The following is a 14,453-nucleotide window of genomic DNA, read 5'->3' on the forward strand; positions in this document are numbered from 1 at the left end:
CAACCCACCATGCTGCATTTTCACTTCCAGTCACTTTAAGAGCGCCTGTATAGTGTTCGAGAGTGATTAAAATGGTTTCTAACCCTGTTACACCGCCTATCATTACTTTCAATTTTGTTGGTAATTGGACATAAGCTCCTTTTATTGCTTTTATAGAAGATGTGAATTTACCGTGTAGAGCAGCTTCTCCGTTTGGTTTGGACTCTGCTTCTTTTTTTGCTTTTTTGAACTTTGCTGTTTCTTCTTCATTGAGATTCCAATACTGTGCAAACTCATCTATTGTAGGCTCTTTTGATTGATCAAAAGAAGTTTTTACAGATCAATAAAAAAAAGGACTGTTCTTTTTCGAGAGCTTTAGTAGCATTTGCTTCTGCAAAAGGTGTGAATATAAAAACAGAAATTCCTGCAACCGTTGATAAGATTAACCCTTTCGAAAAAACTTAGTTTTTCCATAATAAACTTCTACTTTTGAATATATTTTAGAAAATTAGGCTTTCAACGAATGTAAGGCTAATTTAGTAATACAATATTTTGTTTTAGCTGTTAGAAATATTCCTCCTATTCTAATGGGTGTTATTATTTGTAAATAAAAGAAGTAAATAGGTTATTTGTTATACGGTTTGAACGGTACAATATGCATGCATATTAATGATGAAAAACATGAATAACAAAAAAATGTAAACAACAAAGATTAAGAATAAAGAGGTAACATTTTTAGTCTTAAAAAACGAAGGAATACCGGAGGATAAAAAGCGTCTGTAGTAACGGTAGAAGTGTATTAGAGGTGTCACTGGTAATGACAGAATTCTGTACCTCTACCTTGACAGGATAGAGGTGACGGTTCGATCCATCGTAAAGAATTCTTCTTTGTTAAAGATTAAAGAAGCAATCAGTAAAAAAATATGAAACTATTTTATTTCCTCATCCATCACTTTCTTATATTTTTCAAACTCAGAATCCTTCATTTCTCCGTTCATTTGAAGCAGGAAGTTCCCTTTTGAATATGTGTGAGAGAAGAACATAGATCCAGCATTTCCTAACTCATCATAATATGATTTGGCCTGGTTAAGGTCAGTTTCATTTCCAAATTTAAAAATCCTTCCACCAGCATTTTCACCTAAAGAAGGAATGAGAATCCTTTTTCCTTCTTCTCTTATATTTCCAAACTCTTTTCGTTCAAGATCAGTTGGTTTTTCTGCTTCAAGCCCAGCACTTTTGAAAGCTTCAATCACGTTGTCTGTGGTGAGCTGTTTTTTAGTAGATGCTGCACTGCTACAAGCTGTTAACAATAATAAACATGTAAAAAATAATACAAAATATTTCTTCAACGTTCAGGTGAATACACATTTGATAAAATAATTAGCGAGGGGGAGAAAGATATGAAGTCATTTTTACTAATTGGACAATCAAATATGGCGGGGCGCGGCTTCAAACATGAAGTTCCTCCGATTTATAATGAAAGGATCATGATGCTGCGAAATGGTAGATGGCAAATGATGACTGAACCCATTCATTTTGATAGGCCGGTAGCTGGCGTAGGACTGGGGGCTTCCTTTGCGGCGGCTTGGTGTAAGGATCATGAAGGAGAGAAGATTGGCCTTATTCCTTGTGCAGAGGGTGGCAGTTCCATTGATGAGTGGTCGCCGGATGAAGCATTATTTCGTCATGCAATAAGTGAAGCTAAATTCGCAAAGGAAAGTAGCGAATTGGCAGGGATATTATGGCATCAAGGAGAAAGTGACAGCCAAGATGGGAAATACAAAGAATACTATGAAAAAATACTAAGATTATTTCATGAACTAAGAACTGAATTATCCGTACCTAACATTCCGCTTGTAATAGGAGGTTTGGGTGATTTCTTGGGAAAGGCGGCATTTGGCGCAGGATGTGTGGAATTTTCACTGATTAATGAGGAACTTCAAAAATATGCACATCATCAGGAAAATTGTTATTATGTTACTGCGAAAGGTCTTATACCTAACCCGGACGGAATTCACATCAATGCGATGTCCCAGAGAATATTTGGTATAAGATATTATGAAGCATTTCGAAAAAAAGAACATATACATGAGCCAATAACAAATGAACATGAGTTAGTGAATGAATGTCATAATAGAATGAATACCTCAGCAGAGAAAAAATATATAGCACTAGAACAGTTCACGTTAGGGAAGATGACTTACGAAGAGTTGCTGAAGGCTTTATCGTAGGTAAAACTCATAGTAGACTTTGAATGGACAAAAACATGACATATCTCTTGAAAGGATGATTGTGGTGGTGAAAACAGATAAAGTCTCCTCCTGAATACAGTAAATCACACATTCAGGAGGAGATAAAAAATGTTTAAACAAATAGATGAAAATTATCCGAGAAAAGAGCACTTTCATCATTATATGACGTTAACTCGATGCTCATATAGTCTGGTGGTTGATCTAGACATCACGACATTGCATTCAATATTAAAAGAAAAAAAGCTAAAAGTATATCCTGTGCAAATTTATTTGTTAGCAAGGGCTGTGCAAAAAATACCGGAGTTTCGGATGGATCTAGTGAACGATGAACTTGGTCACTGGGATCTTCTCCATCCTAGTTATACGATTCTAAATAAAGAAACAAAGACATTTTCAAGTATTTGGACACCTTATGACGAAAACTTTGCTCGGTTTTATAAAAGCTGTGTAGCGGACATTGAAACTTATAGTGAAAGTAACAAACTATTTCCGAAACCTAATATGCCAGAGAACATGTTCAATATTTCAAGTCTACCTTGGATTGATTTTACTTCTTTTAACCTTAATGTATCCACAGATGAAACTTATTTGCTGCCAATATTTACGTTTGGTCAATTTAAGATGAAAGGAGAAAAAATCATCCTACCCGTTGCGATTCAAGTACATCATGCTGTTTGTGATGGCTATCACGTCGGTCAATATGTGGAATATTTGAGGTGGCTTATAGAACATTGTGAAGAGTGGTTAAGCGATTCATTGTATACTTAATTTTCAAAAGGTGTAGTCATTTAGAAAAAGGCAGACTTTGCAGAGTCTGCTTTTTCTGTTGTTAGAAGAAATGTGTAAAATCGCGGTTACTCAATTGTTCTTTTTGCGGTTTCTTTTCGGTGCCTTGTAAACTTAAACATGTGATAATAAATGTAATATAAGGGAAATTAGTGGAAGGGGAATAAGGAATGGAGAAAGTTCTTTCTTCACATGTTGGTGTGAAAATAAATGAATGGTATAAAATGATTCGGCAATTCAGTGTCCCCGATGCAGAGATTTTGAAAGCTGAGGTAGAACGAGAAATTGAGCGAATGGAAGAGGATCAAGACCTGCTCATTTACTATCAATTGATGTGTTTTCGCCATCAGCTTATGCTCGATTATATAAAACCTTCATTCGATCAATCAATTTCCGCGCTAGTCGATAAAATAGAGAATTCTAACCATCAACTGTCTGGAATGTTGCAATACTATAATGCCTTTTTTAGAGGTATGCATGAATTCAGTAAGAAAGAGTATGTACAAGCCATTCAATATTATAAGATTGCTGAGAGGCAGCTGGCGCTTGTTGTAGATGAAATTGAACAAGCAGAATTCCATTTTAAAGTTGCTGAAGCATATTACATTATGAAACAAACCCATGTTTCTATGCACCATATTATAAAAGCCCTAGAGATTTATGATCGTTATGATCTTTATAAGGTGAGAAAAATTCAAAGTCTATTTGTGATCGCAGGAAATTATGATGATTTTAAACGATATGAGAAGTCGCTCCCCCACTTACATAAAGCACTAGATCTTGCTGAAGAAATAAATGATCAAAGATTAATCGCTAAAACTTATTTGAATCTTGGAAATACGTATGACAGGCAACAGGATTATATTAAAGCTGCTTCCTTCTATAAAAAAGGGTTGGATAAGATGACTGAAAACAATGAAGATATTAAACCAAGATTATTTTTTAGTTTAAGTTGGACTTTGTTTAAAAGTGATAAAACAAAAGAAGCACTTGAATATATCGCTAAAGGAATAAAAAGTGCAACAGCAGAAAACAATCTGTTTTATAAAACATTGCTCAATTCATTAAAGACAATTTATGTAGATGAAGGTATTGAAAATATACGAAAAATGTTTAAAGGGTTAGAGGAAAAGAAGTTGTATCCTTATATTGAAGAGTTTGCTTTAAGCCTTGCAAATCTTTATGAAAAAAGGAATGATTCGGAGAGGCTAGCAGATTATTATAGAACTGCCATAGAAGCTCAAACCGAAATCCAAAAAGGGGAGTGTTTATATGAATATTAAAATGAAGATATTGATTAGCGCCACTTTATTGGTAGGTGCTGCTTGCCTAGGTTCTTTTAATTACTCACAAGAATCAACTGATCGAAATATCACTGTATTTCCTCAAAAAACCGATCGAAACACGACGATGATCGATCCAAATTCAACATTTGAAAACTAATAGGCAAAACTAAACAGACCTTGAGGGTCTGTTTTTTTTAAATGGGGACAGATTGGGGACGAACCCTTTCAGTTTTTTATCAGAAATGCACTTGCACATTATAGAACCTTATTAAATCAGTCTTTTTCAGAAAACGTCCGTTTGCTTCGGATGAGGTCATTCACCTTGATAGGGTAGAGGTTGGAATCATCTTTGAAACTCTTGCGTAGCAGGTTTTTTTTGTTTTTCTGTCAACGAATGTTCTGTTTCTTTTTATTGTCAACAAACTTTTATCTACTAAAATTGTTTTGAGTGTTTTTAGGAAGAGATAGATATCACTTATTAAAAAACAAGTAACCATAAACACTAGAAAGTACTCTAGGTCTTGTTTTTGTGTCTTTAATCCTATTTCATGACAAACCCTGTGTTGGTAAAATTGACCTTGTCAATGAATAGGAAGGAGTGAATTCTGCTGGGCAAGATACTTAATGCAAAAGCACTAACAAGTGCCATGGACACAAGGGCAAAACACTATCAGGAACTCCGCGAACAAATGATAGATTTAAAAAAGGCATTACAAGGTGTTGCCAACCTCGGTGATGATTTCACTGGGAAAGGTGCAGATAACATTAAAAGTTTCTATAAAGAGCTCGCTGGAAATGTAGACATGTTTATCAGCTTCATTGATAAGCAAAAAGCCTTTCATGAAGGTGTTTCTGGGACACTGGATGATACGAGCTTTGGCGGCGATACCTTTGTAGAAGAACACTTTTTAGACAACGCAGTACATATGGGCATCAAGAATGCCAAAAGCATTGTGAAGGATCAAAAAAAGGCACTCAAAACGATTTTTCAAGACATTGATGACCTCATTTCCCTAGAGGTATTTGATAGCCAAACCTTTGATGAAAAAATAGAAGATGCGGAAGATGAACGAAAAAAGACGGTCAAAGAACTAAGAGAGCTTGATCAAAATTTAAAAGATGAATATGCTTTGTCAGAGACGGAACAGCAAGCTACAATGGCATTGTACGCTGAAATGATGAATGCGACAAATGACGGAAAAGCGATTTCGCCTATGAATTTTGACAAGAAAGCGTATCAAAATAGCGACATCTACAAGGCAAAGAGCGATATTGAGAAGCAAACTGCTGAATATCTGAAAATCAAAAAAGAACAAGAAGAAGCCCGCAAGATCGCAAAGGAACAAGAAGCCCTCGCCAACCGCCCTTGGTATGAAAAAGCCCTCGATTATGGTGGAAACATCGTGAATGAACTGACTGGCGTGAACGATGCAAAACGTGCCGCAACGGGCGTTGATCCAATCACAGGCGAGGAACTCACCGCAGGCCAGCGTGTCGCGGCAGGAGGCATGGCAGCGGCCGGCTACATCCCTATCGTTGGCTGGGCAGGCCGCATTTTCAAAGGCGGAAAAGCTGTCTATAAAACGACCCAAGCCACATCAGCCGCAGTCAGGGCGGTCGATATTTACAAGACATCACAAAAATCCTTTGACGCCCTAAAGACAACCCAAAAAGGTTTATATGGCCTCACCGCCACCAACGGCTTCAGCGAAGCGATCACAGGCCGAGACATGTTTGGAAACAAGATCTCGAAAGAACAGCAGGAAGCGAGTATGAATGCGGCGCTGGGGATGCTTTTACCGTTTGGTGCAAAAGGGTTTCATGGTAAGATGGGAATCAAGAAAGGTGAGAAAAATCCTTTATCTCCAGGTAATGGGTTAGCTACACATGAATCCAGAGGTGGGCACTTAATAGAGAGACATGTTGGGAAAACAGATGAAGAACTATTAGAAAGGCTGAAAAGTAATCCTAAAATCACGGGTTCTTCTACTTTTAACGATAGAATGACTGCAGAAAGAGTTGCTGATTCAGTTTTGGGTGATCCGAAGAGTGTTGATAAAATACAAAAGTGGTTATCCGACCCCAACAGTAGACCTACATTACCATTAAAATATAAGGGTGATGGAGAGGTAATTGGAAGAAGTGTTTCGAGAAATTCAGAAGTAGTTGAGAATGTTACAAATGCAAAAATTATACTGAAAAAAGATGAGAATGGCGGTTTTATTTTAACAGGATACCCTGTTAAATAGAAAGAAGGATGATAAAATGAATGAGAGTTACAGTTATTTAGAGGAGTTAGAAGATTTTTTAGGTGGGACATTTCATCAGGATATCGATTCACCAGAAGAAGCGTTAGAGGAGTTTATTCATGAAGCTACTAAAGAATGTCTGCTGTCTACTATAAAGGATTGTCAGGATTTTTTGAATGGTACTTTAACAATAGAAGAAAAAGAAAGCTTTATCGAAAATAATGCAGAAATCTATTTTCCGGCGATCTCATTAAATCCTATACAGTGGTTTAATAAAATAGTAGAGGAAATGAAAGAAGCAGTGAAAATGAAGTAACAAAATGATCCTTGATCGGCTAATGCCTTTCAAGGTTTTTTGTGTCAATTGGTCATCAAATCAAGAAAAAGGGGATCTTTTTTCTATGCGGATCATCGTATGATATAGATAAACAAATCGAACGTGAATATTTTGTCCAGAAGGAATAACCTGAGGATGCTGGCATTGAGCACTTTAAGTGCCTGGTACTTGGCCACTCCAGCCAGATCTTTTTTATATCTACTGATAAATTCTTTATTGGATGAAGGAATTGAACGGGTTTGTAATTTGAGGTTTTAAAAAGGTAAATGAGTAGTTGGTCAATGATATACTGATCTCATTAGAAACTAGGAGGTCCCCACTTTGAAACCATTTTGGGAGAAAGAAGAAGAGAGCCCTTTCACGTTAGAAAAGATAGATGAGGAAAAAATTCGTGAAGCAGAGGGAAGACTTGGTGTCGCTTTACCTGATACATATAAAAAGCTCATCTTAGAATGGAATGGTGGCTTTACAGTTCGTAATGCTTTTCCAACGGAACAACTGAATTCATGGGCAGATAATCATGTTCAATTTGACCATCTAAGAGGAATCGCCAAAGATGATGGCATCATGAATAGTTCCCAGTTAAGTGATGAATTGGAGCTGCCGGAGGGACTTGTGATCATCAGCGGAGAGGAAGATACATGGATCGCAATGGATTATCGAAAAACGAAGGAACACCCGCCTATCCACTATTTTGATTTAGAAATGGGAGTCGATTTTAAGCTTGCAGATACTTTCGATGAATTTATTGAGCAGTTATATACAGCTGAAGACGCCATGGTCGAGGTAGTAGAAATTGATGAGGAATGCTCGGATTTGTATATCAGTAAAGAAGAGCTTGAACAAATTTTTGAGAGACAAGACCTTCGTCAGCAGAATCTCTTTAAAATGGCACATTATCCGATGGAAGAGATTGAAGAGATTGAATGGTTTTTCGATCGTATGAAACAATGCATCAAACAGATAAAAGATCAACATGTTTTGTATGAAGCAGCGACAACGATTCACTCCATCCTTCTGTTAAACCCGGATATGCAAAGAAATGACCTTATCAATCAAGAGCTGAAAGAAATAGCAGAGTTTCTAGAAAATAGTGGTGAGCCTTATATCGCCTTTTTGGGAGAAGACATTCATCCAGGGAAAAAACCATAGTAAAAGAAGAAAAGCCCCTGAAAAAGGGCTTCTTTTTGTAATCTTATTGAAAGTCATATTTAAATAAAGTATAGTAACTTTATTGACAAAGAGGAGGATGGTTAAAGATGATGCATGCAGGAAGATTACGCCAGCAAACTTTGAACAATCAGTAATTTCATATGTTCAAAGGCTCTGTTTTCATCAAACGGAGTAAACGGGGTAGTCTGCACATTTTTAATGATCTTCAGCGGGAAAGTATGCAATTTCACTAGAAGACAGGCAGATAATTGTTCTGTCTTTTTTGTATGTTTTTATAATACAAAGAAAGGCATAAGTCTAGCTTTGTTTACTCTGACCACATAAAGTAGCCTGTTTGTGGTTTTTTGTGATGATATTCTTGATGCCTATTGATCATGATTAAATGAGCAATTGGAGGAATGAATATGAATAGACTAGAATTAAAGCAGTTAGCCAATCATCACGGATTAGAAATTTCAGAGAATACCATCAAAATAAATGAATCAGGTGTGGATTTCCGTGTCGCACATGTCGAAGATTTACATGGTGACCAATGGATATTAAGAGTGCCTCGCAGACCTGAATCAATGAAACATACTTTACAAGAAAAAAAGACATTAGATCATATGAGTAAGCAGGTTCACTTTCAGGTCCCTCAGTGGTCTATCTTTACAGAAAGTCTGATTGCTTATAAACAATTAGAGGGGGTACCGTCGGCTAGTATTGATGTGGAGAAGCAATCATATGTGTGGAGTTTTGATCAAACGAAAGTACCGCAAGCTTATTATGAATCATTAGGAAGAGTTCTAGCGAATGTACATTCCTTAGATCAACAGCCTTTTAAAACGATCGGTGTGGAGATGCTCAGTGCTCATGAATTAAGAGGATCAATGAAACAGCGAATGGAACGTGTCAAATCGCAATACACCATTAACAGCGGTTTATGGGAGCGCTGGCAAGAATGGCTAGCTAAAGATTCTTTATGGCCGCCTTTCGTGGGAGTGAAGCATGGAGATTTGCATCCCGGCCACATTCTGATTGATGAAAATCAATGTGTGACGGGTGTGATTGATTGGTCTGAAGTGGGGGTTGGTGATGTATCTGCAGACTTTTTGTCGCATCAACTTCTCTTTGGGAAAGAAGGGTTAACAAAACTTATCCATGCGTATGAAAAAGCAGGCGGGAGAACTTGGTCAGGAATGGATGAACATATAATAGAACTTCTGACGACAAGTGCGATCACTGTGGCCGAGTACGCACAGAGATCAGGATTAAAAGATATGCATGAAACTGCAGCATACATGTTGGCAAACGAAAGCTAATCAATCAGAACGAATCCAAAAAAAGCCCTGAAAAGGGCTTTTTTTTAATCTAATTCATGAAAAAACTGTTTGAGTTGATCAATGAAAACGGATTTGGATTTTCCTTTTTTATAAATGAACTCGATATTGATGTTGAAATCTATGGATGGGTCTATTGAAATTTGTTTTAATGTTCCTTGTTCTACCTCATTTCTAACACAATGATGAGGTAGAAATGATAGTCCCATTCCTTGCAGCACTAAATTTTTTGCAGTTTCCATATGATCAACCTCAATGGAAATGTTCGGTGTGATGTTGTTTTTTTGAAATAATCGATGGAGCATCAACCAATCAAATGATCCATAGTCAAAGAAAATAAAAGGCTGTTCTTCTAGCTCTTTCATATTGATGTTGTCAAGGCTGGCAAGCGGGTGATGAGTTGGGACGAACAGCCCGATTGGATCGCTGAAAATTGGGATCGATTCAATTTGAGGATGTGTTTCAGTCCTCACAATCCCAAAGTCTACTTGGTTGTTAATCACTTTTTGGACAACATCCTTTGAATGTCCTGTTACGATTTTCACTTTCAGGTTTTCGTATTTTTCTTTTAGGGCGGGCAATATGTTAGGCAATAGATTATTGGAAATGGAGGATGCGCATCCAATCGTCAATTCATAAGGAATCATCGTTTGTTTGAGACTATGCTTTGCTTCTTGATAAGAATGGAGAATCTTTTTGGCATGCGGGTAAAACTGTTCACCTTTTTCCGTCAGAGATAGTTTATTTCTCTGTCTATCAAATAATTTCAGGTCTAATTCCTTTTCTAATGATTGAATACGTGCCGAAACAGAAGGCTGGGTTAAATACAGTGCTTCCGCAGCTTTATTGATACTGCCTAGCTGGCATACATAAATAAACGCTTCTATATTCTCAATATTCATGTTATCCCCTTATATGACGTTCTTTAAATGTTTAGTTTTTCAAGCTCATACACTAATTTTACAGCCTCTTTCGCCAAAATGACAGTAGGGTCAATCACTTTCACATCTTTAGTTGACCTTAAGACTAAGGGGATTTCTGTACAGCCGGCAATGATGGCTTCTGCTCCTTGATTGATTAGAATTTCTGCAGCTAACGCCAATTCACTTCCGCCTTTACTTAATTTTCCTGCTTTCACTGCATATATCCCATTCATCACGTTTTTCTGAAGATTTTCACTAGGAGTCATGACGTCAATCTTGTGATGAGCACAAGCCTTTTGATAGAGCTGGGTTTTTAATGTTCCATCAGTACATAGTAAGCCCACAGATGTATAGTGATGTTTATTTAGGTAATTTGCGGTTTCTAATGGCATGTTCATAATAGGGATATGAGTGGAATGTCGTACGTTTTCTAAAAAGAAGTGTGCGGTATTGCATGCAATAAGAATAAAGTCCGCTCCGGCACGTTCTAATCTCTTTACTGATTCAATCATATATTCTGTAGGATCGTCGCCTTTCCCAAAAATTGCAGTGGTTCTATCAGGAATTTGAGGGAAATTATCAGCAATCACATGTAAATGATCCTGATCTTTAATAGCTGGTGTATGTGAAATGATTTTTTTCATCAGATCAATCGTTGCTAAAGGACCCATCCCGCCCATAATACCAATCGTTATAGACATAGATATCACCACATTTCATTTTTTTCTATTATAAAAAAAGAAAGCATGGTAATCGTTATAGAAAAGTTCTATTTGTATATAGAAGGTTATGAAAAGCGCATTTATCTGTCTTGAAGTATGAGTTGCAATCTATTCAAAAAACATTAGAATAAAGAAAATTGATAAAGGAGCAGCCATATGAATTTCAATTTAAATGAAGCTTTGGATATGTTGAGTCGAACTCCTCACATGTTAGAAAGTCTTTTGTCCGGTTTATCGAATGATTGGCTTCACAGCCGTGAAGGAGAGGGAACATGGAATCCAGTTGAAGTCATTGAACATTTGATTGAAGCAGAGAAATTCAATTGGATTCCTCGATTAAATGTGATTCTTGCTGATGGAGAGAATACACCATTTCCTGCGTTTGACCGCTACTCTCATTTGAATCAATCTGAAAGACAGATAGAACAAGCACTATCTGAGTTTCATCATGTACGGATGGAGAATGTGGCATACATTCAGCGCATGACACATTCAGGCCTTGATTTAGAGAAAAAGGGCGTCCATCCGGAGTTTGGAGTTCTGCGTGGGTTGTCCATGACTTCACACATATGTCCCAGATTGTTCGGGTCATGGCGGAACGATATCGAACCGATGTGGGTCCATGGAGCGCTTATTTAGGAATTTTGAATAGGAAATAAATGTTTAATGACGCTTAGCGGCCCACTCAGATTGAAGAATGGCATATTGATATTCATCGACCCAATGTCCCTTCGACATATAATTTTGCAGCAAATGTCCTTCGCGTCTCATTTCTAAACGTTCCAGCACTCGAATGGATTTTTCGTTGCGCACATCTGTAAAGGCGATGATTTTATGTTTGTTCAATGTCATAAAAATATATTCGAAGATTGAACTGAGAGCTTCGTGAATATAGCCCATTCCTTGGTATTCGGGCGCGAGGGTAAAACCTATTTCAACGATTCTAGGTTCACTGTCAAGTGTATGGATGGCGCAATCTCCTATCAGCTGTTTGGACTCAGATAAGGCAATAGCGTATTGAAACCACGTCCCCGGTTGATTAGGTTTTTGTGTCATTTGATGTTGAACAAATGATTCAGCATCTTCGTACGTGTAGTTTTCCCAAGATTGAAATTTTGCAATAGAAGGATTTGCTCGATATTGATAAAATGCTTCAATATCCTGTCTATCAAATTGACGAATAACAACCCGGTTTGTTCTTGTAAATATGCTGTTTGCATTCTTCATGTGTTAACCTCACTTTTTAGTTTGTTCTTGATTTGAAAAAGTCTATCAGCCATTCAGATAGCTGCTGTTGTGCTTTGCTGACAAATCGATCTGCATAATAAATTAATTCCAAGTGCCGGACAGGTGCTGGATCAGCAATAGGAATCGAAACAATATTAGGCCACATCGAATGTTGCTTTAGTAATCCTCTTGGCTGAATGGTTGCACCGATGCCGGCTTCAACCAGCTGCAATAGCGAAAACGCGGACCCAACCTCCATGGCGGTGTCCAGTTCAACACCCTGTTCTTTACATACGTCATCTACTAAATCCCTTCCTAGATATCCCTTCGGATACATGACCAACGCACGGTGAGTCAGCTCTTTTAATGACACTTCGCTCTTTTGGGCCAAATCACTTTCTGAATGAACAAATAATTCGTAAGGCTCACTTCCAAGTGGAATTTGAACGAGACGCTTATCCGCAGGCCCTCGCAGTCCGATGCCGAGATCCACTTTATGCGAAAGGACTTCTTCACGAACGAAGATATTTGAATATGCCTTTAGATTGGTTTCTGGATAAAGAGTTTTAAATTCTACAAATAGTGGCACCAGCTGAAAATCAAGATCTGAAGGGAGTACTGCGAGACGAACGGTTCCTCGTTTTTCCGATAATAGTTCTTTCATCGCATTTTTTGCATCTCTTTCAGCTTGAAGCATTTTCACGCCATATTGATAAAGCAGCGAACCAGCTTCGGTAGCAACGACCTTTTTGCCGATTCGATCAAAGAGCGGCATCCCAACTTCTGCTTCAAGCAGTCGAATTTGCTGGCTAAGTGTAGGCTGTGATATACCTAGCTGCTCAGCGGCTTTTGTAAAATGCAAATGGTTGAATACAGCCATAAAATAGGTAATATGCCGGGTATCCATATGTCCACCTTTCATAAATGATAGTCTTTTCCTATCATCATAATACGATTTATTGTATTGATCAATGAATGCGGCAGATTTATACTCAAAGTAACCTTAACAAGATGAGAGAGAAAGAAGGGTATTGATGAAAAAAATATATTATTTAGCCGCTTTATTTTTAGCCGCTTTAAACTTACGTCCGATCATTACTTCCGTGGCTTCCATGATGAGCATGATCCAATCAGAGCTTGGAGTAAACGCACTGACAGCAAGCCTTTTGACCACTTTGCCTGTCCTTTGTATGGGAATATTTGCTCCCGTTGCAACGATACTCAGCCGGCGTTTTGGTTTAGAGAGAACGCTGTTTTTCTCGATTCTTCTTATCACGATTGCCACTGCACTGCGTGGTACTAGCCAATCGGTTGCTATCCTGCTCATGACTGCGTTTGCTGGAGGGGTAGGGATTAGCTTCGCAGGTCCTTTATTGTCTAGTTTTATTAAAAAATATTTCCCGAGAAATCCTGGTATTGTCAGTGTGTATTCAATTTCGATGACAATAGGTGCAGCGCTCGCTTCCGGCTTCACGATTCCGATTTATCTGCGCAGTCAGCATCATCTTCCATTTGCATTGTCCTGCTGGGCTATTCTAGGGGTGATCGCCCTTATTCTATGGATAGGTTTAGCTCGCAAAAATGAGCAGAGTGATCTTGTAACGTTGCCGTTAAAATTGCCGCTGCGAAACAAAAAGGCCATTCAATTCACCTTGTTCTTTGGCTTTATGTCCAGTATGTTTTATTCTTTGACGGCATGGATTTCACCGATTGCTCTTAGTTTTGGAAACAGTCCGCAATATGCTGCCATGCTCTTGACCATATTTACACTCATTCAGATTCCGGTGGCACTACTCGTTCCAGCGGTCGTTACTCGGTTAGGAAAACCGAAATTATTTCTCATCTTATGCAGTCTGTCTGAACTCATTGGTCTTATCTTTCTTCTTCTGCCAATGCCGATCTTGCCAGCCGTCATTTTCCTAGGTATGGGTGCCGGGGGGTTATTTCCTTTAGCGCTTATGCTCCCGATTATGGAGACGAGTACTCCGGAGGAAGCCGGAACCTGGTCCGCGATGTCGCAGATGGGCGGGTACATCGTGGGTGGATTCGGTCCGTTTTTCATTGGCTTGGTTTTCGATTTAAGCGGACATTTTTATGCTTCCATTGTGGCAATGCTTGTCATCGTCTCGTTAATGATTGGCGTTCAGTTATCAATGAAACTTGGTAGAAAAGCAGGAGAAGTGTCGAGTTAAATAATGCT

At 38.2% G+C, this 14,453-nt stretch carries 14 protein-coding genes and 1 pseudogene; 10 read left to right on the forward strand and 5 right to left on the reverse strand.

The genetic code is table 11. The features are described from left to right. Positions 1 to 908: 908 nt before the first annotated feature. Positions 909 to 1,328, reverse strand: a complete 420-nt coding sequence (locus tag AAYR28_RS05775; protein WP_120207271.1) for a stress protein — start codon at positions 1,326 to 1,328, stop codon at positions 909 to 911. A gap of 51 nt (positions 1,329 to 1,379) precedes the next feature. Between AAYR28_RS05775 and AAYR28_RS05780 the strand changes: the two genes are divergently transcribed. From AAYR28_RS05780 to AAYR28_RS05815, 8 genes are all read left to right on the forward strand, one after another. Then, positions 1,380 to 2,210, forward strand: a complete 831-nt coding sequence (locus AAYR28_RS05780; RefSeq protein WP_120207269.1) for a sialate O-acetylesterase — start codon at positions 1,380 to 1,382, stop codon at positions 2,208 to 2,210. A 129-nt stretch (positions 2,211 to 2,339) separates the two neighbouring features. Further along, entirely contained in the window at positions 2,340 to 2,999 is a 660-nt protein-coding gene (gene catA / locus AAYR28_RS05785) for a type A chloramphenicol O-acetyltransferase (RefSeq protein ID WP_098676834.1), read from the forward strand. A gap of 188 nt (positions 3,000 to 3,187) precedes the next feature. Continuing rightward, complete coding sequence (locus tag AAYR28_RS05790; protein ID WP_120207267.1) at positions 3,188 to 4,300, forward strand: Rap family tetratricopeptide repeat protein; 1,113 nt, start codon at positions 3,188 to 3,190, stop codon at positions 4,298 to 4,300. After that, a complete protein-coding gene (locus AAYR28_RS05795) occupies positions 4,290 to 4,460 on the forward strand; it encodes a hypothetical protein (protein ID WP_183002006.1) in 171 nt (56 codons plus the stop codon). Before AAYR28_RS05790 ends, AAYR28_RS05795 begins: the two co-directional genes overlap by 11 nt. Positions 4,461 to 4,950: 490 nt before the next feature. After that, the gene (locus AAYR28_RS05800) at positions 4,951 to 6,552 is read left to right on the forward strand and encodes a ribonuclease YeeF family protein (RefSeq protein WP_369877290.1); all 1,602 of its coding nucleotides are present in this window, start codon (positions 4,951 to 4,953) and stop codon (positions 6,550 to 6,552) included. A 16-nt stretch (positions 6,553 to 6,568) separates the two neighbouring features. Next, positions 6,569 to 6,868, forward strand: a complete 300-nt coding sequence (locus AAYR28_RS05805) for a contact-dependent growth inhibition system immunity protein (protein WP_034284276.1) — start codon at positions 6,569 to 6,571, stop codon at positions 6,866 to 6,868. A gap of 342 nt (positions 6,869 to 7,210) precedes the next feature. Continuing rightward, the gene (locus AAYR28_RS05810; protein ID WP_120207262.1) at positions 7,211 to 8,041 is read left to right on the forward strand and encodes an SMI1/KNR4 family protein; all 831 of its coding nucleotides are present in this window, start codon (positions 7,211 to 7,213) and stop codon (positions 8,039 to 8,041) included. A gap of 425 nt (positions 8,042 to 8,466) precedes the next feature. Continuing rightward, entirely contained in the window at positions 8,467 to 9,363 is an 897-nt protein-coding gene (locus AAYR28_RS05815; RefSeq protein ID WP_120207260.1) for a macrolide 2'-phosphotransferase, read from the forward strand. A 44-nt stretch (positions 9,364 to 9,407) separates the two neighbouring features. Here AAYR28_RS05815 and AAYR28_RS05820 read toward each other — a convergent pair whose 3' ends face one another. Beyond that, positions 9,408 to 10,283: a LysR family transcriptional regulator gene (locus tag AAYR28_RS05820; protein ID WP_120207257.1), complete on the reverse strand. Its 876-nt coding sequence runs from the start codon at positions 10,281 to 10,283 to the stop codon at positions 9,408 to 9,410. 23 nt (positions 10,284 to 10,306) lie between these two features. After that, a complete protein-coding gene (locus AAYR28_RS05825) occupies positions 10,307 to 11,005 on the reverse strand; it encodes an aspartate/glutamate racemase family protein (protein WP_120207255.1) in 699 nt (232 codons plus the stop codon). Positions 11,006 to 11,182: 177 nt separating this feature from the next. Here AAYR28_RS05825 and AAYR28_RS05830 point away from each other — a divergent pair. Then, positions 11,183 to 11,685 (forward strand): annotated as a pseudogene (locus AAYR28_RS05830) (DinB family protein). Positions 11,686 to 11,689: 4 nt separating this feature from the next. Here the strand turns inward: AAYR28_RS05830 and AAYR28_RS05835 are convergent. Both AAYR28_RS05835 and AAYR28_RS05840 read right to left on the reverse strand, forming a co-directional pair. Next, positions 11,690 to 12,253: a GNAT family N-acetyltransferase gene (locus AAYR28_RS05835; protein ID WP_120207253.1), complete on the reverse strand. Its 564-nt coding sequence runs from the start codon at positions 12,251 to 12,253 to the stop codon at positions 11,690 to 11,692. A 16-nt stretch (positions 12,254 to 12,269) separates the two neighbouring features. After that, entirely contained in the window at positions 12,270 to 13,175 is a 906-nt protein-coding gene (locus AAYR28_RS05840) for a LysR family transcriptional regulator (RefSeq protein WP_034284287.1), read from the reverse strand. 112 nt (positions 13,176 to 13,287) lie between these two features. On the opposite strand from AAYR28_RS05840, the gene AAYR28_RS05845 reads away from it, so the two are divergent. Next, positions 13,288 to 14,445: a CynX/NimT family MFS transporter gene (locus tag AAYR28_RS05845; protein WP_120207250.1), complete on the forward strand. Its 1,158-nt coding sequence runs from the start codon at positions 13,288 to 13,290 to the stop codon at positions 14,443 to 14,445. The last annotated feature ends 8 nt before the right edge of the window (positions 14,446 to 14,453 follow it).

The sequence above is a fragment of the Bacillus safensis genome, assembly GCF_039619585.1.
Classification (GTDB): domain Bacteria; phylum Bacillota; class Bacilli; order Bacillales; family Bacillaceae; genus Bacillus; species Bacillus safensis.

What these genes read in the sequence shown, in the direction of transcription:
- AAYR28_RS05805 (WP_034284276.1), top strand. Translation starts at nt 6,569, where the DNA reads ATGAATGAGAGTTACAGTTATTTAGAGGAGTTAGAAGATTTTTTAGGT.
- AAYR28_RS05835 (WP_120207253.1), bottom strand. Translation starts at nt 12,253, where the DNA reads ATGAAGAATGCAAACAGCATATTTACAAGAACAAACCGGGTTGTTATT.
- AAYR28_RS05780 (WP_120207269.1), top strand. Translation starts at nt 1,380, where the DNA reads ATGAAGTCATTTTTACTAATTGGACAATCAAATATGGCGGGGCGCGGC.
- AAYR28_RS05820 (WP_120207257.1), bottom strand. Translation starts at nt 10,283, where the DNA reads ATGAATATTGAGAATATAGAAGCGTTTATTTATGTATGCCAGCTAGGC.
- AAYR28_RS05815 (WP_120207260.1), top strand. Translation starts at nt 8,467, where the DNA reads ATGAATAGACTAGAATTAAAGCAGTTAGCCAATCATCACGGATTAGAA.
- AAYR28_RS05845 (WP_120207250.1), top strand. Translation starts at nt 13,288, where the DNA reads ATGAAAAAAATATATTATTTAGCCGCTTTATTTTTAGCCGCTTTAAAC.
- AAYR28_RS05795 (WP_183002006.1), top strand. Translation starts at nt 4,290, where the DNA reads ATGAATATTAAAATGAAGATATTGATTAGCGCCACTTTATTGGTAGGT.
- catA (WP_098676834.1), top strand. Translation starts at nt 2,340, where the DNA reads ATGTTTAAACAAATAGATGAAAATTATCCGAGAAAAGAGCACTTTCAT.
- AAYR28_RS05800 (WP_369877290.1), top strand. Translation starts at nt 4,951, where the DNA reads ATGGACACAAGGGCAAAACACTATCAGGAACTCCGCGAACAAATGATA.
- AAYR28_RS05825 (WP_120207255.1), bottom strand. Translation starts at nt 11,005, where the DNA reads ATGTCTATAACGATTGGTATTATGGGCGGGATGGGTCCTTTAGCAACG.
- AAYR28_RS05790 (WP_120207267.1), top strand. Translation starts at nt 3,188, where the DNA reads ATGGAGAAAGTTCTTTCTTCACATGTTGGTGTGAAAATAAATGAATGG.
- AAYR28_RS05840 (WP_034284287.1), bottom strand. Translation starts at nt 13,175, where the DNA reads ATGAAAGGTGGACATATGGATACCCGGCATATTACCTATTTTATGGCT.